The organism is Vibrio jasicida CAIM 1864 = LMG 25398 (genome assembly GCF_000400365.1).
GTDB lineage: Bacteria > Pseudomonadota > Gammaproteobacteria > Enterobacterales > Vibrionaceae > Vibrio > Vibrio jasicida.
The window spans coordinates 31177-54867 of sequence record NZ_BAOG01000045.1; the positions used below are offsets into that span (position 1 = coordinate 31177).

25 protein-coding genes, 1 pseudogene and 1 riboswitch are annotated in these 23691 nt (G+C 43.3%); of the genes and pseudogenes, 12 read left to right on the forward strand and 14 right to left on the reverse strand.

The features are described from left to right. Nucleotides 1-88 precede the first annotated feature (88 nt). Entirely contained in the window at nt 89-808 is a 720-nt protein-coding gene (locus VJL_RS13415; RefSeq protein WP_227741136.1) for an AraC family transcriptional regulator, read from the forward strand. A gap of 254 nt (nt 809-1062) precedes the next feature. Continuing rightward, complete coding sequence (locus tag VJL_RS13420; RefSeq protein ID WP_038872381.1) at nt 1063-1446, forward strand: hypothetical protein; 384 nt, start codon at nt 1063-1065, stop codon at nt 1444-1446. 77 nt (nt 1447-1523) lie between these two features. On the opposite strand, the gene VJL_RS13425 is transcribed toward VJL_RS13420, so the two are convergent. Next, nucleotides 1524-2258, reverse strand: coding sequence for a hypothetical protein (locus tag VJL_RS13425; protein WP_038878632.1), 735 nt, complete (start codon nt 2256-2258; stop codon nt 1524-1526). Between the two features lie 32 nt (nt 2259-2290). Further along, entirely contained in the window at nt 2291-2449 is a 159-nt protein-coding gene (locus VJL_RS29035; protein ID WP_010447828.1) for a hypothetical protein, read from the reverse strand. A gap of 530 nt (nt 2450-2979) precedes the next feature. After that, nucleotides 2980-3081, forward strand: a riboswitch (glycine riboswitch). 117 nt (nt 3082-3198) lie between these two features. Here VJL_RS29035 and VJL_RS13435 point away from each other — a divergent pair. The 6 genes from VJL_RS13435 to VJL_RS13460 all read left to right on the forward strand — a co-directional run bounded on the left by VJL_RS13435 (nt 3199) and on the right by VJL_RS13460 (nt 10808). Then, nucleotides 3199-4575, forward strand: coding sequence for an alanine/glycine:cation symporter family protein (locus VJL_RS13435; protein WP_038878634.1), 1377 nt, complete (start codon nt 3199-3201; stop codon nt 4573-4575). 454 nt (nt 4576-5029) lie between these two features. Further along, complete coding sequence (locus VJL_RS13440) at nt 5030-5779, forward strand: winged helix-turn-helix domain-containing protein (RefSeq protein WP_038872473.1); 750 nt, start codon at nt 5030-5032, stop codon at nt 5777-5779. Further along, nucleotides 5776-6237, forward strand: a complete 462-nt coding sequence (locus tag VJL_RS13445; protein WP_038872374.1) for a hypothetical protein — start codon at nt 5776-5778, stop codon at nt 6235-6237. Before VJL_RS13440 ends, VJL_RS13445 begins: the two co-directional genes overlap by 4 nt. A gap of 498 nt (nt 6238-6735) precedes the next feature. Continuing rightward, nucleotides 6736-8208: an aerolysin family beta-barrel pore-forming toxin gene (locus VJL_RS13450; RefSeq protein ID WP_038878636.1), complete on the forward strand. Its 1473-nt coding sequence runs from the start codon at nt 6736-6738 to the stop codon at nt 8206-8208. A gap of 177 nt (nt 8209-8385) precedes the next feature. Further along, a complete protein-coding gene (locus tag VJL_RS13455) occupies nt 8386-9054 on the forward strand; it encodes a ParA family protein (protein ID WP_038878638.1) in 669 nt (222 codons plus the stop codon). A 284-nt stretch (nt 9055-9338) separates the two neighbouring features. Then, a complete protein-coding gene (locus VJL_RS13460; RefSeq protein WP_038878639.1) occupies nt 9339-10808 on the forward strand; it encodes an aerolysin family beta-barrel pore-forming toxin in 1470 nt (489 codons plus the stop codon). 69 nt (nt 10809-10877) lie between these two features. Here the strand turns inward: VJL_RS13460 and VJL_RS13465 are convergent, their stop codons facing one another. After that, a complete protein-coding gene (locus VJL_RS13465) occupies nt 10878-11444 on the reverse strand; it encodes a hypothetical protein (protein ID WP_038878640.1) in 567 nt (188 codons plus the stop codon). Then, nucleotides 11444-12079 (reverse strand): LysE family translocator, encoded by a 636-nt coding sequence (locus VJL_RS13470; protein ID WP_038878644.1) that lies wholly within the window; start codon nt 12077-12079, stop codon nt 11444-11446. Before VJL_RS13470 ends, VJL_RS13465 begins: the two co-directional genes overlap by 1 nt. A gap of 364 nt (nt 12080-12443) precedes the next feature. On the opposite strand from VJL_RS13470, the gene VJL_RS13475 reads away from it, so the two are divergent. Continuing rightward, nucleotides 12444-13922 (forward strand): carboxypeptidase M32, encoded by a 1479-nt coding sequence (locus VJL_RS13475; protein WP_038878647.1) that lies wholly within the window; start codon nt 12444-12446, stop codon nt 13920-13922. A 92-nt stretch (nt 13923-14014) separates the two neighbouring features. Here the strand turns inward: VJL_RS13475 and VJL_RS13480 are convergent, their stop codons facing one another. Both VJL_RS13480 and VJL_RS13485 read right to left on the reverse strand, forming a co-directional pair. Then, a complete protein-coding gene (locus tag VJL_RS13480; RefSeq protein ID WP_020197642.1) occupies nt 14015-14314 on the reverse strand; it encodes a DUF3861 domain-containing protein in 300 nt (99 codons plus the stop codon). 20 nt (nt 14315-14334) lie between these two features. After that, nucleotides 14335-14829 carry a DUF2798 domain-containing protein gene (locus VJL_RS13485; RefSeq protein ID WP_038872358.1) on the reverse strand — a complete coding sequence of 165 codons (495 nt, stop codon included), beginning with the start codon at nt 14827-14829 and terminating at the stop codon, nt 14335-14337. 96 nt (nt 14830-14925) lie between these two features. Here VJL_RS13485 and VJL_RS13490 point away from each other — a divergent pair, with 96 nt between their 5' ends. Continuing rightward, on the forward strand, nt 14926-15360 hold the full coding sequence (locus VJL_RS13490; protein ID WP_038878650.1) for a MarR family winged helix-turn-helix transcriptional regulator: 435 nt from the start codon (nt 14926-14928) through the stop codon (nt 15358-15360). A gap of 69 nt (nt 15361-15429) precedes the next feature. Here the strand turns inward: VJL_RS13490 and thpR are convergent, their stop codons facing one another. The 4 genes and pseudogenes from thpR to VJL_RS13505 form a co-directional block, all read right to left on the reverse strand. Next, nucleotides 15430-15951, reverse strand: coding sequence for an RNA 2',3'-cyclic phosphodiesterase (gene thpR, locus VJL_RS13495; protein ID WP_038878653.1), 522 nt, complete (start codon nt 15949-15951; stop codon nt 15430-15432). Between the two features lie 10 nt (nt 15952-15961). Continuing rightward, nucleotides 15962-16093 (reverse strand): annotated as a pseudogene (locus tag VJL_RS29040) (glutathione transferase); the annotation flags it as partial. Between the two features lie 81 nt (nt 16094-16174). Next, complete coding sequence (locus tag VJL_RS13500; RefSeq protein ID WP_038878656.1) at nt 16175-17122, reverse strand: LpxL/LpxP family Kdo(2)-lipid IV(A) lauroyl/palmitoleoyl acyltransferase; 948 nt, start codon at nt 17120-17122, stop codon at nt 16175-16177. A 248-nt stretch (nt 17123-17370) separates the two neighbouring features. Next, on the reverse strand, nt 17371-18312 hold the full coding sequence (locus VJL_RS13505) for a LysR family transcriptional regulator (RefSeq protein ID WP_038878658.1): 942 nt from the start codon (nt 18310-18312) through the stop codon (nt 17371-17373). Between the two features lie 257 nt (nt 18313-18569). Between VJL_RS13505 and VJL_RS13510 the strand changes: the two genes are divergently transcribed. Next, on the forward strand, nt 18570-19199 hold the full coding sequence (locus tag VJL_RS13510) for a LysE family translocator (RefSeq protein WP_038878661.1): 630 nt from the start codon (nt 18570-18572) through the stop codon (nt 19197-19199). A 522-nt stretch (nt 19200-19721) separates the two neighbouring features. Further along, complete coding sequence (locus tag VJL_RS13520) at nt 19722-21149, forward strand: APC family permease (protein WP_038878667.1); 1428 nt, start codon at nt 19722-19724, stop codon at nt 21147-21149. A 92-nt stretch (nt 21150-21241) separates the two neighbouring features. Here the strand turns inward: VJL_RS13520 and VJL_RS13525 are convergent, their stop codons facing one another. The 4 genes from VJL_RS13525 to VJL_RS13540 all read right to left on the reverse strand — a co-directional run bounded on the left by VJL_RS13525 (nt 21242) and on the right by VJL_RS13540 (nt 23496). Next, nucleotides 21242-21574 carry a DMT family transporter gene (locus VJL_RS13525; protein ID WP_063344241.1) on the reverse strand — a complete coding sequence of 111 codons (333 nt, stop codon included), beginning with the start codon at nt 21572-21574 and terminating at the stop codon, nt 21242-21244. 154 nt (nt 21575-21728) lie between these two features. Then, complete coding sequence (locus tag VJL_RS13530) at nt 21729-22406, reverse strand: hypothetical protein (RefSeq protein WP_038878670.1); 678 nt, start codon at nt 22404-22406, stop codon at nt 21729-21731. A gap of 188 nt (nt 22407-22594) precedes the next feature. After that, nucleotides 22595-23092 carry a GNAT family N-acetyltransferase gene (locus VJL_RS13535; RefSeq protein ID WP_038878672.1) on the reverse strand — a complete coding sequence of 166 codons (498 nt, stop codon included), beginning with the start codon at nt 23090-23092 and terminating at the stop codon, nt 22595-22597. Then, nucleotides 23092-23496: a DUF6559 family protein gene (locus tag VJL_RS13540; protein WP_038878675.1), complete on the reverse strand. Its 405-nt coding sequence runs from the start codon at nt 23494-23496 to the stop codon at nt 23092-23094. Before VJL_RS13540 ends, VJL_RS13535 begins: the two co-directional genes overlap by 1 nt. Nucleotides 23497-23691: the final 195 nt, after the last annotated feature.

Genomic DNA, 23691 nt, shown 5'->3' on the forward strand with positions numbered 1-23691 from the left:
ATAGATTCTATCAAGACAGGTTATTGCTCAAATGAGCCAGAACATCAAAGCCATCAGTCTGGACGCCAGCATCAATCTCTAAGAAGCGGTGGTCACTCCCAAGCACTACCCCGATGGGCACGTCATTGATTGGCATTGCCATCAACACAACCAATTGGTTTACGCCAGCAGTGGTGTGATGGCGGTCGAGACAGAATCTCAGCTATGGGTGGTTCCGCCTCAAAGAGCGGTGTGGATCCCGGCGCATGAGAGCCACAAGGTGTATATGTATGGCGATGCGGCAATGAAAAACGTCTACTTGTTACCAAGTATCGATACTGAGCTGCCAAACCAGAGTGATGTTCTCAACGTGTCACCAATGCTGCGTGAGATGATCATTCACCTTTCTGAGCAACCGGCCGACCAAGCCAGCACAGAGCCGTATTGGCGTATTGTTCTGGTTTTGTTGGATCAGTTGAAAGTCGCGCCGCAAGCGTCCATTCAAATCCCTCTTCCCAACAATGCCAAACTTGGGCAGGTTTGTAACTCACTGTTGGATGAGCCTGCGGATAATCGTTCATTAAAACAATGGGCAGAGGAAATTAACGTCAGCAGCCGCACTTTGAGCCGTTTGTTTCGCAATGAAGTTAGCATGTCTTTCATCGAGTATCGTCAACAAGCAAGGTTGTTCCTCTCTCTGACGTTGTTGGCGCAAAACCTCCCGGTCACCACCGTGGCACCGGAGTGTGGCTTTACCAGCGTGAGTGCTTTTAATCATCTATTCAAACATAGCTTTGGGGTGACGCCGGGTCGCTTCTTCATGAATTAGTGTTGAATATTGAGAACAGATAACACCCACATTTGATGCACTCAGAAAACAATCGAACACTCAGAGCTCCTGACTGACCTATCTTCTGAAGATTCTACCCAACACGCAATTTGCGTACTTACTCACTAACAAGGCGTAAATAATCAGAAAAACGTTTAATAATGTGCTTTTTAGGCATTCCCATTCAGACTTCAATAAATTAGACTCAAGCCAATGCCCAAGAAGTTTGAATTATTGATAAAAAAGGAATGCCAATGAGCTCAAGTATGATCCTTAATGAGTCGCTAATTGTAAGTGGTCGAGATATTCCACTGAAAGAATTGTTGTATGCGAAGCGTGTGCTTGATAACTACATGGCCGTAGCAAAAGAAAGCAGCCCACTTGAACTGCTCACAGAGATGAAAACCGCGGCAAAACAAGTTGAATACTTCACAACGGAGAGTAACCCTTGTGAAGCACGCAACGTGATCAGCGCGATGATTGATAAGGTGGAGACCGCTGAATCCTTTGATTCGTTTAAAGCGCTCGCGGGCGAACCTTCTCAAGCACTGAATGAATTGATTGAAGATCGTGCGAAGCTCATTAAGCACGAGCGTGAATTATTACTGGCGTCGGGTTACGACGCGTCTCGCATCTGATCGCTACCTTGGTAGCTGCGCATTAAAAAAGGAGCTCATTAAGCTCCTTTTTTAATTTCAAGATTCTCGATACGGTCTTACAACCCCATATCTTCGGTAATCTCTTTAATTTGTTTCAGATCCATTTTATGGACCTCGATCAGCTGGTCAATTTGGCTTAAGCGAGAATTTGCTTCGTCGTGCTTATCACAAGCATCAGATTTTACATCCCACGACTTACCTTCTAAGAAAACATCACACTCTTTCTTGAGCGTTTCAATCTTAGGGAGTAACGATTTACGCTCTTTCTCAAGGGCATCCAGATCTTGTGAAATCTGCATTTCTTTTTTGAATACTTCGCGCGAACGCTCGAACATCGTAGCTTGCATGTCAGCCTGACGGTTCAGCTTATCATTCTCCGTTTTGGTCGAGCTTAGCTTATCCATCTGCTGCTTCACTTGTGCTTCAAGAGACAGGTTCACTTTTTCAACTTCTGTCAGTTGTTCTTGCAGCGCATTTAGTTCAGCCTTGTGTGTTTCTTCTTTCTCAGCTAGCAGAGTAGCGACTTTAGCGTCGATTTCTTTATCTAAACCTGCTTCACGTGTTTTTACTTGAGACACCAAGTCAGACTTGTCATTCACAAGTGCTTGGTATTTCGCTTCTAATACTTGATAAGTCGATTCCCATTTATTTGCCGTTAGAACAGAACCGGCTAAACCACCAAAAGCGAGGCCTAGCACAGCGGCAATACCGATGTAAAAATGAGTACGCTTATCGCGCTCCTCAATGACGACTACTTCGTCTTGATCTTCAATGTTGTTTTGAGAAGTCACTGTATCTTACTCCGAGGACTCTACTTGATTCGCTAGCGAGTGAGTTCCGCTATCATGATTGATGCGGTATAAATTAAGAATGCACCGATCAATGTAATAACGGTCGCTTTTTGGACTTTTTCATTGGTACGGTAACGAAATAACACGAATGCTAACGCGACCAATACCGCAATGGCTAATAATCTGGTCATACTGCCTCCTTGTCCAATAATGAGAACCTATCTGATTCCATAGACAGTCTCGCAAAAATTCATTGTAACCTATTTCTACGAGGCATACGGTCAACATAGCGTAGATTTTAAAGTGATTGCTCCCGTTTTGATCAAATTAATCTCCTATCTTGAACAACTTATCATCACCTCACCAATACCACATTGAACAAACTGATAGGGGCTTGGCCGGCCATTGGCCACTTAAATGCCCTCGCTAGGAAAACATTTCGTTCAAGAATCGTCCGACTATGACTTTGATGCTATTCCAACCCGCATAATGTGTTGAAAATAAATCTGCAATTGGGTGTTGAAATGGTAAAAAAACATGATAGAGTTCACACGTTAATGATGACCAGCATCATTAACTAACCTTTACTCATTTTATTGAGTAAATGTTCCGATGAAGACTGCAGGAGAGTGGTTATTAACTAAATATTAACATTTAGTTAGCGTAACTCGCCGAAGAATTAACTATTTCAGGTGCTACTTAGGTAGCGGGGACTGTAGTTGGAGGAACCTCTGGAGAGAACCGTTAAATCGGTCGCCGAAGGAGCAAGTCTTACACATTTGTGTAGGGTGAAACTCTCAGGCAAAAGGACAGAGGAGTGGAAAGTAACAACCTGACTATTTGGCGTTCCCGCCTACTTTAAATAGCTTGGCTCTATTAGAGATCCTTGATCTCGTCCTTTCCCTCTTCTCCTTATTAGTTGTTTTATTAAGGGGAAATCATGAACGACCTACAATCTTTACTTCAAACCATTGATAACTTTGTCTGGGGTCCACCACTGCTACTATTGCTCGTGGGTACCGGTGTTTACTTCACTTTTAGCTTAGGCTTGATCCAATTTAAGCACCTACCAACTGCGTTAGCGATGGTATTCAGTAAAGATAAGTCATCTGATAAACAGGGTGACGTTTCTAGCTTTGCAGCGTTATGTACAGCGCTATCTGCAACAATCGGTACAGGTAACATCGTTGGAGTTGCAACCGCAATCAAACTCGGCGGTCCTGGTGCCCTATTCTGGATGTGGCTTGCCGCTTTATTCGGAATGGCTACCAAATACGCTGAGTGTCTTCTTGCGGTGAAATACCGTCGTGTTGACGACAAAGGCCAAATGATTGGTGGTCCTATGTACTACCTGCAATATGGTGTTGGCTCGAAAGCGCTAGCTATCATGTTCGCGGTATTTGCATTGGGCGTTGCCTGTTTTGGTATCGGCACCTTCCCACAAGTGAATGCCATTCTTGATGCAAGTGAGATTTCTCTCGGTGTAGACCGCGGGCTGTCAGCTTTCATCCTGACACTACTGGTGGCTTTCGTTACATTAGGTGGTATCAAGTCGATTGCAAGCGTAGCAGGTAAAGTGGTTCCTGCAATGGCGCTATTTTATGTGCTAGCGTGTTTGAGTGTGATCATCATGAACGCAGACCAATTGCTAAACGCAGTTGAGTTAGTGTTGGTGTCTGCATTCACTTCAACCGCAGCAACGGGTGGTTTCTTGGGTGCAAGCATTATGCTGGCAATCCAATCTGGTATCGCACGTGGTGTATTCTCAAACGAATCAGGTTTGGGTAGTGCGCCAATGGCAGCCGCAGCAGCGAAAACGGACTCTTGTGTTAAACAAGGTCTGATTTCAATGACGGGTACCTTCTTCGATACCATCATCATTTGTACCATGACAGGTCTTACTTTGATCCTTACGGGTGCATGGCAAAGTGACCTTGCAGGTGCAGCGATGACAACACACGCATTTGCCGTTGGTTTGAACGCCGAAACATTAGGCCCAATGCTGGTGTCTATCGGTCTTATGTTCTTCGCATTTACCACCATTCTTGGTTGGAACTACTACGGTGAGCGTTGCGTTGTGTTCCTATTCGGTACCAAAGCTGTGCTTCCATACAAACTGATTTTCGTTGGTTTGGTGGCATCTGGTGCGTTCCTTCACCTTGATATGATTTGGCTACTGGCTGATATCGTAAACGGCCTGATGGCAATTCCTAACCTGATTGGTTTGATTGCTCTACGCCACGTGGTGTTGGAAGAGACGAAGCTGTTCTTCAAGCCATCTTCTCAAACAGATGATTTTGATGCTGTAAAAGCCTAAAAACGAGTTAGAAACTTTAAGCCCGCTGTTCACAGCGGGCTTTTTTATCCTCAAGTTTTATATTTAACCTCTCCGACGATCCTCTTTACGGTTTATTTACCATCATCTATTTTACTCTCCAACTGGCTAATAATCGCTTTCAAGTTATCAAATAATTAAATATATAATGATATATACGACAATATTTTATTAAAAACCATCAAGACTCATTATTTAGCAAACTCTAAACCATATTAATTGTGTGTAATTATATCCATCATCACTGAAGCTACATCACTAAATAGAATATTAATATGGCATAGAGTTGATGTTTTACTATGATTATGTTTTCTTCTATCAATAGACAGTTATTGCGATAATAAATTTTAGTCACCAATTGGTAACCTTTATTCATATACTATGAGATGTGAAGATTCTTCTCACCTCTTGAACATTATAATAAAAAAATAACCGTATGATTTTATATAACCCTATAAAAAACACGCTTTCTAATGGTGATATTACGATAAAAATTGGGTATCGCGAGTCACAGATTCTCACGTTATTGCTCGACCAATCCCCCGAAGTCGTTAAGAAACAGGATATCGTACAATATGCGTGGGGAAACGAATATATCGGTGAAACGTCATTAGCAAAAAGTATCAGTGTTCTCAGACAAGGCTTTGTTAAAGTGGGAGTGAGAGAATCACCAATTGTTACTGTCCCGAAAATTGGGTATCGATTAGTCAAAGGTGTACTGCTCAACGAATGCTTAATCGCAGTCACTCCCTCCGTTAAAACAACTGAAGCTATACGGGAAGACACGCCAACGTTCACTCCCACTATCAAACATGAATCGAACTACAAAAGCCTAGCGTGTTACATCTTGTCTCTTGGCATTTTGTTTGCTGCGAGCTTGGTTGGGGCGAGTAAGTTTCACAGTAAGTACAATCATCCACAGCGTAACAACGCGCTGAAGGAGCATTCTGTCGGGATGCTCGAGGTCTACACCGATCCTAATACGCAGTTATCGGTTCGCCTTGGAAAATTGCTGACGAAACATCAGTGCGTTTGTGTCGTTTACATTGAAGAAAATGACCAGTTCTCTGAGATGTCTTGGTTAAACAAACAAACACGAAAATCGATCAATGTGTTCTATACCCAAACGCAGTTTGAGCAAGCTTCAGAGACAATCGCTCAATTCATTGCAGAGGAAAACCGATGAAACCGTTTATCGCTATTGCCCTTTCATGTTTGGTCTTTCTTGGCGCTTGGAGTCTACCTTGCTATCACGATATGGAAGATAGACGCTATCACCATAGCGTGGTTGATATTCTCCCTCATGAGCATACCGTGCGGATTGATGGCTTAACGCGGGTAAATCATCGTATCATCACTCATATTGTATCGCTGCAAGATGAATCGATGTCGAACCCAATCATTCTTAGCTTTAAAGGCAAATCAAGACCCTATTCCGATTCGAGTCTTTCTGTCTCTGGTAAAATGAATCTACTCTCCGTACAAGAAATCCGCCCTGCTTTGAACGATTCATTTCTTTCACCCTATCTAGTATTAAACGATGATCCTATCTATTTTGATATAGAAGTTCTATTACAAAATGAGGTGTTCTCTCTTATTAGAGATAAACAGACTGGACGAACAAAGCTTCTCGCTAAGCGGTAATAGATAATTTAATAAGTACACTTCATTGATAATATTTCGATACAAAGCACTCAACTATTGGCCTTTTAAATTCATTTTTCCTAATACAGTTTTTCTGAAATTACCATTTACTAATACTCTAATTGAACTTTCTACTGATTTCATTATTTAACCCCAACGCTTTAATTAGTCTTATCTGATATAAATCATAAACTCAATTACGTTAAAAACGTATAAATCCAAATTTAGTTATCCTTTCGTTTATTTCACTTAATCATGAGTAATTATTCTAATTTCAAAATGGTTGGTGCAATCCATTTTCCATTTCATGAAAATATAAACGCAATCGATGTCATCGACTAAGAAATGACAAATGAAACAACATAACCAGCTGATTGTATGGGTAATAATATTTCAACTATTTTCAGTACTATCAATCTTATCAGCATGGAACAGTAAGCCTGTCCGCTAAATCGCGGCTCATAACACAAATAAAAATACAGTTATAAGGGAACGTTCATGCGAAACATCAACATTAGCTTATTGTCCGCCGCTATCCTTTCTACCTTCGCAAGTGGTGCATATGCAAAGATCTACCCCGACCAAATCGTACTAGACCAGCTGGGTGAGGACGTATGTCGCAGCGGTTATCGTCCACTCGACCGATATGAGGCAGAAGAGCAAAAAAGTGCCTTGCTATCACGTATGGGTCAATGGCAAATTACCGGACTTAAAGGGGATTGGGTGATCATGGGCCCGGGTTACAGCGGAAGAATCAAACAAGATTTACCGAATGGCAAAACCTTCTGTTACCCAGATGAAGCGCAATCTGAAATCCCCAAATACGCGGCACACGCCGTACCTGAAGGCGGTGAAATCGACGTCCAATACGATTTAGTGACCGACCGTAGCAACTTCGTTCGTCCCTTAAGTTACCTCGCTCATTACCTCGGCTATGCATGGGTTGGTGGCAATAACAGTCAGTTCGTGGGTGAAGACATGAAAGTCGACCGCGTTGGTGATAGCTGGGTCATCCAAGGTAATAACAATGGGTCTTGTAGTGGCTACCGCTGTGGAGAGAAGTCCAGAATCACGGTCAATAACTTTACTTACACACTGAATGACAAAGACTTTTGGCATGGAGAGGTCATTGAATCCGAACGAGAATTGGTGAAAACGATTTCTGCAACAGCTCGAAACTACAGCAACACGCCACAGCAGATCGTTGTCGACCTTAAATTAGATGAATCAACTAACTGGTCGAAAACCAATAGCTATGGGTTCGCTCAACAGGTTAAAACAGAAAATGAATTTAAGTGGCCACTGGTTGGCAATACCAAACTGAGTATTACTTTTGAAGCGAATCAAAGCTTCTCAAATTCCAATGGCGCATCCACCAGCGAGCAAGTCACATTACAAGCTCGCCCAATGGTACCCGCGAATTCCGAATTGCCTGTGCGTGTCGAGCTTTATCGTTCCACTATCTCCTACCCTTACCGATTCAATGCAGACATCAGCTACGACGTAAACTTTAACGGCTTTTTACGCTGGAGTGGTAATGCATGGCACTCTCATCCAGACAACCGCCCTTATCGTAGCCATACCTTTACGATGGGACGCGGCAGCGACAAATCTGCGGATATCCGCTACCAATGGGATCATCGTTACATCCCAGGTGAAGTGAAATGGTGGGATTGGAGTTGGGCCATTCGTGAAGCCGGACTGAGTAGCATGCAGTATGCAACTGGAGCAAGTTTACGTCCGTTCTATTCTTACGTGTCTGGTGATTTTTACGCAGAGTCACAATACGCAGGAACAATCGAAATCGGTAAAGCAACACCGCTTGGCCTTCAAGCGCGTTCAGCAAATGATGTATCTCAAAATAACACCCAACGTGTTGGAGATATTGAAGTCACGAGCAACTTTGATTCTGATGAGCTAAGTGCTCTTGGGTTCAGCAGCGCCGAGATGACGATCCACGCGGCAGAATAACACACAAAAACAACAATAAAGATCGCTAACACTTTGCCCGCGACTCCCCATCGCGGGCTTTTTTAATCAAACGAGCACGAGAATAAGCATCGGCAGAGTATCGATTTATAGAATGCCAACCAATTTAACTAACCATTCAGACATAATGCCTAAGTTTTTCAAATTGGGGATAACCGTTTGCTGTCGCAAGTAAAACCACGCCAAACCAGTATTGCTTATTCAAAAGCTAAAAAAATCATTGTCTTAAATTTAAAGGGTGGTGTTGGTAAATCAACCTTTTCTGCCAGCTTGGCAAGCAAACTCATCCATAACGGACATACGGTAGAGCTGGTCGATTTTGACAAACAACAATCGACTAACAGTTGGGCGAATAGCATTGAGGCACTACCAAATCAAAGCTATAACCCTTCTCTGCGCAGCCTGTCTAACATCGCAGTGACGTTGAAAGTCAGCACCAACACTGATTACGTTGTGATAGATTCCCCTGCAAACTTTTCAGAAAGCGACTTAGTGCGCTATTTGCGTTACGTGGACTACATCGTGATTCCCATGCAACCATCGCCTATCGATTTGCATGCGTCATTGCCGTTCATCAATACACTTATCGAGAAACACATCTTTAAGTCTCGTCAGATTAAGATTGGCTTTGTCATCAATCGTTGTGTCCATCAAGATGAGCGGCTCGATCGTGTGATGCGGCTATTACGCTTTTTCCGTCAGTTTAAAACGCTCGGTATCATGAGTGAATCCCACGTCTATCAGCAACCTTTCATGGACAAACAACTCGTGGATGCCAAATGCATTGACCCAAAACTGTGGGACAACGTCATTAAGTGGTTGAACTAGTGATTCGAACCTCCAAGCGCAAATGAAACTAACGTTGAGTAATCATAACGGATTGTTCAACACTAACTTAACCTCACACCTTTAAGCTTTTCTTTTAAAGCACTCAAAACCTCATAAGAATAATACTTTCATCACCTCAAGAGATTGATAAATAACAGAATTATTTTTCAACTATTTTCAGTGTTTTTTGACTTGTTTTATATGAAAGAGTACGCCCGCTTTTGGGCAATACGAGCCTAAAAGCTAACTAGAACTCAATCATTAAAATAAAGGACACTGTATTTATGCTGCACGTCAGTACGCCACTATCGATTACGCTTGCGCTTTCCTTCTTATCCACTTTTGCTCAAGCCAAAATCTATTCAGATCAGCTTGTTATCGACGAATTGGAAAATCATCAATGTAGATCCGACTATCGTCAGCTTACCTACCAAGAAGCACAAGAGCATAAAACAGCCATTCTATCGCGCATGCAAACCTGGGACATTGTGGGCCTCGAAAGCGGCTGGGCGATCATGGGCTCAGGCTACCATGGCCAGATCAAACCAGAACAATCGAGCCATAAAACTTGGTGTTACCCTATTCACCCAAATACAGAACTGCCAAAGCACCTTGGTATATCTATTGCGGAAGGGAGTAAGGCTGAAATTGAGTATGAACTCGTCTCCAATCAAGAGCTTTTTATTCGACCAGTGAGTTATTTGGCGCATACGCTTGGCTACGCATGGTTAAGTGGTAACGGGGGCAATTTTGTTGGCGAAGACATGGTTGTCAATCAAGTACATGATGGCTGGGAAATACAAGGAAACAACGCGGGCTCATGCAACGGTGAACGATGCTCAGAAAAAACTAAAATCACCGCCAACGACTTTGCTTACCAGCTCAACCCTCATTACTTTTCACATGGCAACATCACTGAATCTACGGAAGATTCAACACACACAATTACAGCCTATGCGATCAACACTCTCGATCAAGCCAAACAAATCCACATTCAGTTTGATGTAGAGCAAACCGCAACTTGGTCTAAAACCGATAACTCCGCTTTTGCACAATCTGTTCATATCAGCTCCTCTTTTCAATGGCCTACCATTGGAACCACATCACCTTGGTTTATTGTCAAAGGGAATCAGGCATTCTCCGACTTAACCTCTGGCACCAGTACTCTCCCTGCGACCAGAGAGGCAAACCTCACTGTGCCTGCACGCTCAATTCTCCCCATTCGTATTGAGCTCTCACATTCTAGAATCTCTTATCCGTTTCGTTTTCGAGCTGACATCAGCTATCGAGTCAATTTCGATGGGTTCTTACGTTACAGTGGTAATGCTTGGCATGCTCATCCAAAAGATAGACCGACAATCTCGCATACTTTCACGCTTGGTCGCGCCAGTGAGCTCAAAGAAAACATCCGCTATCAATGGGATCATCGCTACATTCCGGGAGAAACGAAATGGTGGGACTGGAGTTGGGCGATTCACAATCACGGCTTACCCCTGATGCAGTATGCGGCTGGCGCAACACTTCAGCCATACTATTCTCATGTTTCCGGGCTCTTTGACGCCGAATCACAGCAGATAGGAATGATAGATGTAGGTCGTGAGTTGGCCGTAGATACACCTTTAAATTGGGATAAAAACGCACACGTTCAGCACCTTCAAATTGGTGATATCAGCGTTGTAACAGATTTTGATTCAAGCGTCTTAGACCGACTCGGCTTTTGCGCCGCTCGCTTGTTGGTTCAACCCATAAACTGACCTACAACTAAAAAAAGAGACAAGCGGATGACTTGTCTCTTTTAGTATCAAACGTCAACTCTAAATGAATTAATCACGAAGCCATTGATGTTCCTGACTATCGCCCTGTTTATTGAAAAAAGTAGAATGCTGTTGCTTGAACTGGTCGGCTTTTATCTCTGAAATCGGCCATAGGCGGAAGTCTTCTCGGATGAAATGGTCATCAATCCCAAATTCTAGAGATTTCAACTTCGGACCGACAAATCGATAAATATAACCTTCACCCGACGCTTCACACAGCATAGGCACATGAGACATCGGTTGACCATTAACCGAAACAGACGCCCATTTGCTGGATTCAGGGTCGCAAGCGTCTTCATTCACAACATCGATTTCAAATTTGTTGTCTAACGTCGTCCCTACAAAAACAGCGGTCGCGTCTTGCAAGTAAACTCGCCTAAGCAATAACTGCTTTGTGTCTTGTGTGCGTGTGGTTTGAATTCCATTGGAAAATGGTAAGAAATACTCCCAATGCCAATCCCACTCCATTCCTTTCTCAACAAAGTGCAATTGGGGAATAGTTTTCCACGCCACGAACGCTCCGACAGCAAATAGGAAAGCAACAAAACTAATAATCAGTCGAATCAATACGCGCATTATGCTGGTTTTTCTACAAGTAGCTTAATCCCAAGGGCAACTAATACAGCACCCGTTGCTCCTTCCATCCATTTCATAAAGCTGGCATTTTTTAATAAACTTTTCGCAGAATTGAGCGCACCTGCCAAACCACATTGCCAAACCATCGCGATCATAAAGTGAATAGAAGCCATGATCATAGATTGTAGTAATGGCGATCCTTCTGGATTTACAAATTGAGGAAGAAACGCAAGATAGAATACGGCGGTTTTCGGGTTTAACACGTTAGAAAGAAAACCTTCACGAAAAGAACGTTTACCACTGTAATCTTGGTGTGCTTGCTCAGAAACCGAGATTCCCTCATTCGATTTCATCAATGCACGTAAACTGCTCAACCCCAGCCATATTAGATAAGCAGCGCCCACCATTTTAACCATCTGAAACAGCTCTGCCGACTGTGCCAAAACGGCAGAAATACCGACCGCAGAGAAAAACGCATGCACAAACAAACCAAAACAAATCCCCAAACTTGTCGTGCAACCGTCTTTAAGCCCTGCTCGAGTGGTATTGCGGATCACCAAAGCAGTATCCAATCCGGGTGTCAGCGTCAAAATCGTGATGGCAATCAGGAATGCCTCAAAATTCAAAATATCCATATTTTTTAATAAGTGATTAAGTATCACACATCAATACCGTCAAACTGTTTAATGCGCAAGCAACTTTTGTGATCTAAGTCGTTGAAAGTCACAGAGTGTCGATATCAAGGTCCATTAAAATGCATTGCGTATCATTGCCAACAATTCACATCGTTAACCTTCTCTCGGTTATCTATACAAGTACCTGAATTTGTGCACAATAGACCTGCATTATTTGTTAATAAATAGTAAATTAGACACACTTCTCTATCGACATTACCTTGATGCTGCATTTTGCTCTGCATCGGTGTCGAGAGATACGAACATCACGTTCAAGGACCCCATTTGGGGCGTTTAAGGAAAGAACATAACAAAGAGTAGTCACATGAGCGCATTTCAAAAACTCGTCGAACATTCAAAAAAAGTCTCTAACTTTGGCCATTTATCTGCAATCGTAGGATGGGATCAGGCAGCCGTAATGCCATCAGGCGGTGCGGAAGCTCGCTCTAATGCGATGGCTGAACTAGAGGTTCATATTCACTCTCTTTTGACTCAACCTCATCTAGGTGATCTGTTTGCTCAAGCAGAAGAAGAGTCATTATCAGCACAAGACCAGTCGGTACTTCGCGAAATGAAACGCGATTGGCAGCAAGCGAACCTGCTACCTGAATCTTTGGTTCAAGCACAATCGCTAGCTGGCTCAAAATGTGAGCACGCTTGGCGTACCCAACGTGGCAATGACGACTGGGCTGGCTTCGAAAAGAACTGGGCTGAAGTGGTTAAGCTGTCGCAAGAAGAAGCACAAATTCGCGCAGAAGCGACTGGTACATCACCTTACGATGCGATGTTGGAATTGTACGAGCCAGGCACAACATCAGCATCTTTAGACGTGCTATTTGCAGACGTAAAAACGTGGTTGCCATCAATGATTGATGAAGCCATCGAAAAGCAAAAAGCGAGCAACATTCTGCTTCCAAACGGTCACTACCCAGCAGAGAAACAAAAAGCCTTGGGTCTGGAAGTCATGAAGCTGCTTCAATTCGACTTCGAACATGGCCGCCTTGATGAGAGTGTTCACCCGTTCTGCGGCGGTGTGCCAACAGATGTTCGCATTACCACCCGCTACGATGAAACAGAGTTCGTGCAATCTTTGATGGGTATTGTGCATGAAACAGGTCACGCGCGTTACGAACAAGGTTTACCTAAATCGCTAGCAGGCACCACGGCTGGTGAAGCTCGTTCAATGGGTATTCATGAATCTCAATCGCTGTTCTTCGAGATGCAAGTGGGTCGCAGTCAAGCGTTCGTAGAACACTTAGCACGTCTGGCCTCTAATCACTTTGAAGGCCCTGAGTTTGCACAAGATAACTTGTCAAAAATCTACACGCATGTAGAAAAAGGTTTCATCCGTGTCGATGCTGATGAACTGACATACCCTGCTCACGTTATCTTACGTTACGAGATTGAACGCGACCTAATGAACGGCGTGATCAAGCATACAGACGTTCCAGAACTGTGGAACGAGAAGATGAAAGAGTACTTGGGTTTATCGACTGAAGGTAACTTCAAGAATGGTTGTATGCAAGACATCCACTGGACAGATGGTGCCTTCGGTTACTTCCCGTCATACACATTAGGTGCGATGTACGCAGCACAGTTTATGGCAGCGATGCAGCAAACCGTGGACGTGGATGGCGCGATTCGCTCTGGCGATCTGTCGCCAATCTTTACTTGGTTATCAGACAACATCTGGAGCAAAGGTAGCCTGTTCTCGACCGATGATTTGGTGACGCAAGCAACAGGTGAAGTGTTAAATGCGAAGCACTTCAAAGCACATCTAAAAAGCCGATACTTGGGTAAATAACTTTCGCCAAGTCATCGCACGAAAAAAGGCTGGTTTAATACCAGCCTATTTATTTGCGCTAGAGTCTACTCAAAGCGCCCAGAAGCTTATCATTAAGCTAGATTACGTTTCACCGTACTCTTCATATTTTGCATGAAGTTTCTGAAGTGCGGCATGAAATCAGCGAATAACGGATGCTTGCGATCTTTCATCATCACAGGACCAAGCAGACGAAGGGCAACACCAACGCGTGTCGCATCTGCAGGTTCTAATCCGCTGCCTTGACCGATCTTATCTACGATATTGAGCATGTCTTCGCGATCTTGGACTTCAAAGCTCAAGCTTTTTGCTTCACGGCCTTCTTCTACGTTTACTTCTTCAATAGTAATGCGGTAGTGGTTATCTTTTCTCATCTCATTTCTCCAATCAATATTCACTCGCTTTTTAGAAAGCGTTCAATCTTTGGTTTGATGGTCATGGATGTAATGGTCATCAACACCATTGCTACAGGTAACGCAGCGAAAAGTCCTTTTAACCAAGCAGATCCAAATACGGATACGTCCTCAAACCCTATGTTGTTAGCAGCGGTGATAAACGCCATAACGGATTCCATAATCAGCGCCATAAAGACACCAACGACAAGGTTTTTCTGCTTTTCACTGGCTCGGCTAAATAACTTGCCAACCAGTTTGGTCATTAGCGTCATCATCACCATGCCCGTTGGCACAAGGACGACAATCGCCATTAAGAATGAGTGCAGCCAATCGCTGAAGAAAGAATCGGAATAGCCTACGTTCATGTAAGTCATTACGCCTGTCAGTGTCCCTCCCATTAGTGTCATCATCCCTAATACAACAGCAATTTTATGAATCAGTGGCGTCTTCGCCGGTTGTGTCAGTTCATTCGACATGGTCAAGGATTCTGTCATTCAATTCTCGCTCTTGAAGTTACCCTCAATTAAGTTGATAATGTCAACTATAGTTATTTGGTTGACAATGTCAACCACTTTTGTTTGGAGTGTTACATGTCGAATCCAAAATCGCTGGATAATCTGTTCCATCTTGTGCACGTCTTAAAGCGTCAACTGCACGAGCAAATTGAGCAACTAGAACTCCCTATCGCGCCTATGCATGTGCGGGTGATAAAAATCATTAGCAAACAGTCACCATGTACTGCAATGGATGTGGTGAACTTCTTAAACCGAGATAAAGCACAAGTCACACGCTTAATTAAGACATTGATTGAAGAAGGCTTTATTGAGAAGAGACCGAATCCAGAAGATAAACGTAGCCAGTGTTTGTTGACCACCGAGAAAGGCAATGAAGTGTTATCGAATATCAAAGCCGTCGATGCTGAGATCTTTCAAAAGATGACGTTAAATGTGTCTGAGGAAGAGCTAGAAGCGTTCCAACTTGTCGCTGGGAAACTGGCTGAAAACCTGTCGAAAAAGCCAAGCTAAAAAATGGTAATCATTTAGAAATCAGTTCAGCTATTATGGATTATTGGCTGAACTGAGGTATAGAAAGCACTAGCAAACCACCTCTTCTAGCGCGTGATAAACGAGTTTTCCATTAACTGTTTTGCTTTCCATTAGAGCGATAGAATAAATGGGAAGTAGTAAAGGTGATATCTCGACAGCATCAAGTGACGCTTGTTGATCGACATGGCGAGCAAGTGTGATGTGAGGAACATAGTCACGCGACTCCGTCACAAAGCCATGCAGTTCTATTGCCTCTATGAGTTCGTTTTGCAATGTTGTAACCGCTAAATTATCTTTAATCCCCAACCACGCCAGTTGTCTGCCACTTTGGCGAAATGAACCTAGATGATCGACGGTAATCTGCTCACAACGACTGCGAAGTTGATGAAAAATATCAATAAGACGCTGCGTTTCTTCTTCTGTCGATTCACCGATAAAAGCCAACGTAATATGAAAATTATCGACGCAAGTATAGCGCCCTTCTATCTCATGCTGTTGAAGCCTATCTTGGATCTGCTTGAGCTGTGATTTACTGCCTTTATCAAACGTGAGGGCGAAAAATAATCTCATTTAAACGCTCCTACAACCACTCTAAACCTTCATAAGACTGATGCTTTATGCTCTCTAATCGCGAGTACAAATCACCACTGTGGATTTCTAATTTGTGCCCATCAGGATCGAGAAGATACAACGAATCCCCTTCACTCTTGTGTGTCATTATTGTGGCAAACAACCAAGCAGAAATGAATCGACAGATAAAAGAAAGCCCAGAGCGAACGTCTGGGCTATTGAACTACATTGCAGGAGCTAACTGAGGCTTATACAAACAGCACTCGCCGCTCGGTCTGGTTTTAAAGCGTCTGTGCAACCACATATATTGGCTTGGACTCGCTAAAATAGATTTCTCTACAATCTTGTTTACAAAAGCGGCAGCTTGGTCTGGATCGTTTTTCGGGAATCCTTCAACCGGAGCACTAATGGTTAACGTGTAGTGCCCGTTGTCACCTCGCACCATAGTAAATGGCACAATGGCACAGTCTGTTGCGTCAACCAACAAACTTGTACCCGTTGTGGTACAAGCACGCTTAACCGCAAACAAAGGCGCAAACGTTGAACGACGCGTCCCGTAGTCATGATCCGGCGCATACCAAACACGTTCGCCAGTATTCAGCGCATTCAGCATAGCTTTCACATTTTTGCGATCAATCAACGTTCGGTTGGAACGCGAACGGCCTTGATATTGAAAATAGTCAAAACAGGGATTGTTATTTGGACGGTAAACGCCCATACCTGATTTTTTAATACCAAACGCTCTTGCGCCTAACTCTAGGTTCATAGAATGAACGGCAAGCATTAAAGCACCTTTGCCCTGTTTTTCTAGAGCTTCGATGTGTTCCATCCCCTTGATCGTCACGTGTTTGTTGACACGATTATCAGACCAAAACCAAGCCATTGCGGTTTCAAATAGTGCAATACCCGCGTTGTCGATATTGTCTTTTAAAATTGCTTCACGCTCTTGAGCACTCATATCGGGAAAACACAGCTCTAAATTACGTTTGATCGTGACTTGACGCTTTTTCATCAGTCGCATAGCAATACGACCAATTCCGCTTCCTAGCGATAGCTGTACACGAAAGGGAAGAAGGCTAAGAAGATACATGATCCCTATGATGATCAATGTACCCCAATAGCGAGGAGCCAGAAATTCTGCCTTGAATTTTGGTGTATTTTGCTTATTCATGAATGTGTCATCAGACGAAACTCGCCTATAAAATCCTTAAAAACAACGATAAATGAAAGTAACTTTTATCATTGAGTGTGCTTATTATAGAAACTAAAGCGCGCGGATTTTATGGTTGTTCGACACAGGACACAATAAGAACTTTCTGATCTTGCGGTTGTCCGTAGCAAGTTAGACAAAAAAGAGGTGATTTCGCTCGAATCGCAACAAAAACACCACACATAATGCTTACAACGTGCGGCATATGGCTAACTGACTTTTAATACCGAAGCATCCAATATCCCCTTCTCAACCAAATCTGTAAGGATGACTTTAGTTTTTTCTCTGAACAGATCGCGTAGCAATCTCACTGTTGGCGTAATTGATTGACGGCTCGGGCAAATCAACCACAGTTCTGTCGGAGTGGGTTTATATGCACTCATGACATTGACGACATTTCCTGTAAGCAAATCTTGCGACATATCCAAACAAGACTTTATCGCTAAGCCCTTTCCAGAAACACACCAACGCCTAACGAGATCGCCATCATTGGAAGCGCGATTACCTTTGAGTTTAATTTTGTGCTCGTTATAACCATCATTAAATCCCCACACGTCCTGCAATGTATCGTGCAGTTGGTACAGCAAACCATTGTGTTCGATTAAGTCTCGCGGAGTCTTTGGTGCGCCGTGCTCTACAAGGTATTCAGGGGTTGCGCACAATAGCCTAGGCACATTGCAAATTTTAAAGCCGTACATGTTGGAGTCTGTTGGTGCTCCATAGCGCAGCGCCATGTCTACCGAGTCTCGGTAAAAGTCCACGTTACTGTCGCTGATGTTGCTTCTCAACGTGACCTTTGGATAGCTATCCATAAATTCATCGAGCCAAGGTGTGACTAAATTTCGCCCTAAATCGGAAGAGAGCGCGATTCGAACTTCTCCATCGATAATATCCAGATCTTCACGCATATTCTGTTTCGCGTGTTCTAACATTTCTAGCGCTTTTTCACACTGAGGAAGGTAACGCTCACCCGCACTGGATAAACGCAAATGACGTGTAGTTCGAACAAATAATTCTGCCCCTAAGGAGGCTTCAACTCTCTTCACCGCCGCGCTGGCAGTTGCCGTTCTCATGTCTAACGCCGTCGCAGCTCCTGTGATGCTACGAAACTCTGCAACTTTGAGCACGACTTGAAGATCTTCAAGCAACATATTATCTAATCCTATTTGATAATCTTCGAAAAATTATGCGGTTTGAGCTAGGTTATTATGCTGCATCCGAACAGGAAGGAAAGAGGAAAAATAAAACCATATAAATTTACGCCAGCCAGCACACAATCACGATCGTTCTTCAAATCTGTGAAAAACACTGGCTTTCGTAATAAGCGCCATTTGTTTTTCCCTGCACGCAAGTGTACAGTCTCGCCTATCTTAGGTGATGCCAATCTTTTGCTTTAATTGGAATAATAATGAATCTCGACACCTTGCTCGCTTTTGGCGGTATTGTTTTCTTCCTTGCTGTCATTCCCGGTCCCAATGCTTTGCTGATTTTATTTACTGCACTCACGCAAAGCCGCCGTTTCGCGATCGCCAATATCCTCGGTGTTGCGCTTGGTTTTTTAATCCATGCGTTTGTTTCCGCAAAAGGATTGAGCTTGCTGCTCTCTCAGTCTGCACTTGCATTCAACATTCTAAAATGGATGGGCGTAGCGTATTTGATTTGGCTTGGTATCAATAACCTCAAAAGTGGCTTTAAGCTCGCAGACAAAAAATTGAAATTCGACCGTAAGATTGAAAAGCACACCTTGAAGCAAGCATTCGTTAAAGGCCTTCTGACAAATTTACTCAACCCGAAAATCGTCCTTTTTTACTTGTCTATCTTTCCGCAATTTGTCAAACCAGAACATATTCTAGAGCAGAGCATGATGCTAGGTGCGTTACAGGCAAGCATTGTGGCAAGCTGGTTCTTGTTTGTGATTTTCTTCGCGACAAAAGTAAAGGCGACACTGACCTCTCCTAAAACCAGTAAATGGCTTAATTACGTCAGCGGCGGTTTGTTTATTTTCTTCGGAATTAGTTTGGCCAATACCCGCTTCTAGGTAATCTAATCAAACGCAACACTCGCTTTAGGGCGTGTTTGTGTTTGCTCGCTTCTAACCGAAGAACGCCGCTAACAGCAAGATAACCACAAACAACAAAGCCATTAACCCTAATAAATAGGACAGTTTTCCCGTGCCACCTTTCGGTGTTTGATTGCAACATCCCATCATATTCTCCTACTTCTGTTTCATTCGAGTCGCACTCAATCTAGACCTTCCCCTAAGGGCAGAGTCAAACAATGGTGTATTTTCATCAAATTTCTAGGTTTCTGGTAATAATTAAATCGCTATAAATACCTTTACTTATATGCATTTTTTGATTCAATCTTGCGTTTTTTAAACAACGCAATCGATTATATTGATTACGAATAAACCACTGAGATTTCGGTTCATTTTTGAGTAAATACATACCATTTTTGGCTATATACCCGCTGATTCTCACAGACCTACAATACGCTCGTCTTACTTGTAGCACGCGGGTTCTACAACCCAAACGCGTGGCTCAATCACTAAAGGTATCGAATGAGCAATATCGCCAAATCCGCCGTCAAACTCAGTGTCTTTTCTGTCATCATGATTACGGTTACGTCCGTCGACAGCATAAGGAACATTCCGGGTGCCGCCTTATTTGGTAGTCACGCAATTTCTTTCTTCTTGTTGGCTGGATTGTGCTTTTTCGTCCCGACAGCTTTAGTATGCGCAGAATTGAGCACCACTTATCCGCAGCAAGGTGGCGTATATTTATGGGGTAAGGAGACCATTGGGCCAAACTTCGGGTTTGCTACCGTGTGGTATCAATATGCGGAAAATATTGTTTATTACCCGCCACTGATTTCGTTCATTGTCGCCACAGGGGCATATCCATTCTTCCCTGAACTAGCACAAAACAACATTTTTATGCTGGTGATGATTAACGTGATTTTCTGGGCACTAACCTTGGTGAACATCTTTGGGTTACGTTTATCATCAATCATCACCAATGTTTTCGGTACTTTAGGACTTATCTTCCCTATTCTTCTGATCATCGGTCTTGGGGGCTATTGGGCCTACACAAACCCTAGTGAGTCGCATATTTCACTGCGTCACGCATCAGATTGGTTACCCGATTTTTCACAAGATGGCATTGGGGCTGGCTTTACTGCCGTGGTATTGTCATTAACCGGCTTGGAGATCACCACATCATACGCCAGTGAAGTCGACAATCCGCAAAAGACCTATCCAAAAGCATTGATTTTCTCTACTGCTCTCATCTTGGTGTCCTTAACAGCATGCTCACTGTCTATCTCTTCCGTTGTATCGAGTGATCATTCAAGCTTGAGTGAAGGTGTCATTCTGGCCTTTAAGGCTTTCTTTGATGACTTGAACCTGTCCTTCATGCTGCCAGTTATCGCACTCGCCATTGTCTTCGGTAGCCTAGCAAGCTTGAACAACTGGATCATCGCGCCGACAAAAAGTTTGCATGTGGCGGCAAAAGATCACTTCATGCCGATGGCGTTATCTAAGGAAAACAAAAACCAAGCGCCCGTTCCTCTGCTACTGCTGCAAGGTGCGATTGTCAGTGTTCTTTCACTGGTGTTCATCTTGGTGCCAAACGTCAATCAAGGCATGTGGTTGCTGAATATTCTGATGACACAACTTTACATGGTGATGTACATTTGTATTTTCGTCAGCTTTTTGGTTTCTCGTCGTAAGCACGCCGACATTGAACGCCCATTCCGAGTGCCTGGTGGGAAATTAGGGATGATGTTAGTCGCCACTTTAGGTTTGATTAGTTGCATGGTAACTATTTTTGTTTCTTTCGACGTGCCTGCTGGCATCAGTGAGAAGACTGGAGCCTACGCGCTTATCCTAGGCTTTATAGCATTCAGCTTACCTGCCTTGGCTGCTGTGATGTACCGAAATCGTAAACACCGTCGACAAGTAGAGCTCATTGAGGCAATGGCAAATTAATGTGAATCAACCGCCTCAATCAATCAGAAGTAAGTAACAAAAAAGCCGCAGCACATAACGTGTTGCGGCTTTTTGCTGTTTCATTCTGCCGTTTAATGCCCGGCAGTTTTAGAAAGTAAGTTAACAATCATCACACCGGTGAGAATAAAGCTGATCCCAACGATCGCCGCTAGGTCGAGTTTTTGCCCGTAAAGGAAATAACCTACAGCAGCAACCAAAACAATACCTGCTCCACTCCAAATCGCATATACGATACCAACAGGCATGCTTTTCACTGTTACAGACAGTAGGAAGAAAGCAATCCCGTAACCAATAATGACAATGGTGCTCGGCATCATTTTGGTGAACTGTTCAGTTTTAGGGATTGAAGAAGTAGCAATCACCTCACATACGATAGCGATAGACAAAGCAACCAGTGGAGGCATAGAAACAAGCATTTTGAACATAAGGCAATCAACGCTCAATAAAACCTGAACTCGATGACATATCGAGTCTCTGAGCGGCGCATTATAATCAAAATCCTTTGATTAGCTATAAAAAGTGATACAAATCACATTTACGTGGACGTAATAATCAAACCTAAAAGTCATTATCTTCTAAATTGATGACACAGCTAGAGCCACTACGAGCAACAAGTAAAGATTCTGGGTCCGCGTAAACAATGTTGTTCAGCCCCAACTTTTGCATATCATCGATATGGTACGTCCACGCAGCATCGTCAGTATCACAGCCGGCTTTTTGCAACTTTTCACGCTTGTTTATATGGCCATACATTGTGATTTTAGGGTTAACATCGACCAAAGCAAAAAATGCGTCTTCTTGTTGACGCCATAGACTGAGCGATTCGTGCCACTGCTCAAGTTCTTGCTTATCAAACCCGTCTTGCAACCACTCATCGCTCATCGCTCCGCCAAACCACAAAATCTCGGAACCCTTCATGACAAGTGTACTTGGTGCAGCGGTCAAAACGTAGTTTGCACAAGCCGACGCACAAACACCATTGACGATAAGATGTATCTGATTGTTATACAACCAACGTCCAAGCTCCATGGCCGGACGATACTCACCGGAGTCACTGTCAATCATTAATGCAACAACGCCATTTGGCTGAACATTGGCAAGATCAATCACTTGAGCGACTTTTTCTGCAGTGATTTCACCGTTAAAATACAAGGTTCGACCTTCGATATGTACCTCTTCAGACAAACTGCACCCAAACAAGCTCACGACCAACCCCGCTGCTAGACACTTATTCATGCATCCTCCATGATCCTAGTTCCAAAAATTGGTTAATCAACTAGAAATGAGTATTAGACACATTGCATATGTAGTTCGTAAAAAGTGGCATAATTTTGACCGATGTCAAAATATGCACACTAGCGCTTATTAATTTCAATCTTAACGATGAAGAAATAGAGTGATTGAGGTGCGTGGACGGATGACACTTAGCGGAGGGTCCCAGAAGATTCCCAAACCATTATTGTCGTCTCTACTCCGTTATGATTCGCTTTGTGTAAAGGACGAAAACCATGCCTAACATATAAGGCTTGGTTATGTGCTTCACATTGTAAGAAAAGCTTTGCGATACCAAGTTGAAGTACATGGTTTTGAGCGTGAGTGACAAGCGCTGCTGCATAACCTTTTCCTCTTGATGAGAACTCCACATACACGCCACCTAACCAATGTTCATACTCTGGAAAATGAACATTTTCACGAATTTTTAACTCCGCCACAGCAGCAAGCTTGTTGTACTCATCATGAAGAACAAAGGCCAAAGGAAATTCACGTCGACTGTTGGCTTTGAGTAAAACCTTTTCTTGAACTTGTGAAGGCGTAACACCCGGAACTGTGTACGCCCACTCATCAAAATACCACTGAGCAATAATGCTAGTTTCATGAGGGAAATCAGCAAGAAAATGGATGTTAGAATTCGGCCCTGACACTAGTGGCTACCACCCACACTGCTCTCGACAACCTTTGCTTCATTGCCGACATCAACTTGGTTTGTATTAAACTCAGGTTGCTGAGCAAGTTCAAAGTATATGTACATATCGATAGGCTCGGGTGTGTTGAGCAGCATCTTGCCGACTTCTCGCTGAAAATGACCATAATTACCAAGCTCTTCCGTTAAACCCAGTCGTTCATAACTGACTAAGTTCGCAAACATGCCATAAGCGTATTGATACCTCGTAGCATCCGCATGCTTTTCATGACCGAGTTGATTTAACGCTTGGTCAATTTCTTCTGGCGAGTAAGCTTCCTTATCGCCAAACTCTTTCAGCAAGAGAGTTGGTACCTGATGCGCAATACTCTGAATCGTCTCTTTCTTTTTAAACATACCGAACATGATGTCCTCCACTGACGATGATGACCCAAACAACGCACTTAAAGCACGCGTCGGTCAGCTGATTAAGGTATTTATTAGTATCACAGCTCAAGAATCATACTAACTTGATATCATAATAACCTACAAATGCTAGCCGACACGTTGCAGTAAGATGTAATCAGAAACCTTGCCGCAATCACAATTGGTCGTTCACTT

Bases quoted from the DNA above. Each gene is read 5' to 3' on its own strand.
- VJL_RS13420 (WP_038872381.1), top strand. From the start codon at position 1,063: ATGAGCTCAAGTATGATCCTTAATGAGTCGCTAATTGTAAGTGGTCGA.
- VJL_RS29035 (WP_010447828.1), bottom strand. From the start codon at position 2,449: ATGACCAGATTATTAGCCATTGCGGTATTGGTCGCGTTAGCATTCGTG.
- VJL_RS13435 (WP_038878634.1), top strand. From the start codon at position 3,199: ATGAACGACCTACAATCTTTACTTCAAACCATTGATAACTTTGTCTGG.
- VJL_RS13440 (WP_038872473.1), top strand. From the start codon at position 5,030: ATGATTTTATATAACCCTATAAAAAACACGCTTTCTAATGGTGATATT.
- VJL_RS13445 (WP_038872374.1), top strand. From the start codon at position 5,776: ATGAAACCGTTTATCGCTATTGCCCTTTCATGTTTGGTCTTTCTTGGC.
- VJL_RS13450 (WP_038878636.1), top strand. From the start codon at position 6,736: ATGCGAAACATCAACATTAGCTTATTGTCCGCCGCTATCCTTTCTACC.
- VJL_RS13460 (WP_038878639.1), top strand. From the start codon at position 9,339: ATGCTGCACGTCAGTACGCCACTATCGATTACGCTTGCGCTTTCCTTC.
- VJL_RS13465 (WP_038878640.1), bottom strand. From the start codon at position 11,444: ATGCGCGTATTGATTCGACTGATTATTAGTTTTGTTGCTTTCCTATTT.
- VJL_RS13470 (WP_038878644.1), bottom strand. From the start codon at position 12,079: ATGGATATTTTGAATTTTGAGGCATTCCTGATTGCCATCACGATTTTG.
- VJL_RS13475 (WP_038878647.1), top strand. From the start codon at position 12,444: ATGAGCGCATTTCAAAAACTCGTCGAACATTCAAAAAAAGTCTCTAAC.
- VJL_RS13480 (WP_020197642.1), bottom strand. From the start codon at position 14,314: ATGAGAAAAGATAACCACTACCGCATTACTATTGAAGAAGTAAACGTA.
- VJL_RS13485 (WP_038872358.1), bottom strand. From the start codon at position 14,829: ATGACAGAATCCTTGACCATGTCGAATGAACTGACACAACCGGCGAAG.
- VJL_RS13490 (WP_038878650.1), top strand. From the start codon at position 14,926: ATGTCGAATCCAAAATCGCTGGATAATCTGTTCCATCTTGTGCACGTC.
- thpR (WP_038878653.1), bottom strand. From the start codon at position 15,951: ATGAGATTATTTTTCGCCCTCACGTTTGATAAAGGCAGTAAATCACAG.
- VJL_RS13500 (WP_038878656.1), bottom strand. From the start codon at position 17,122: ATGAATAAGCAAAATACACCAAAATTCAAGGCAGAATTTCTGGCTCCT.
- VJL_RS13505 (WP_038878658.1), bottom strand. From the start codon at position 18,312: ATGTTGCTTGAAGATCTTCAAGTCGTGCTCAAAGTTGCAGAGTTTCGT.
- VJL_RS13510 (WP_038878661.1), top strand. From the start codon at position 18,570: ATGAATCTCGACACCTTGCTCGCTTTTGGCGGTATTGTTTTCTTCCTT.
- VJL_RS13520 (WP_038878667.1), top strand. From the start codon at position 19,722: ATGAGCAATATCGCCAAATCCGCCGTCAAACTCAGTGTCTTTTCTGTC.
- VJL_RS13525 (WP_063344241.1), bottom strand. From the start codon at position 21,574: ATGCCTCCACTGGTTGCTTTGTCTATCGCTATCGTATGTGAGGTGATT.
- VJL_RS13530 (WP_038878670.1), bottom strand. From the start codon at position 22,406: ATGAATAAGTGTCTAGCAGCGGGGTTGGTCGTGAGCTTGTTTGGGTGC.
- VJL_RS13540 (WP_038878675.1), bottom strand. From the start codon at position 23,496: ATGTTCGGTATGTTTAAAAAGAAAGAGACGATTCAGAGTATTGCGCAT.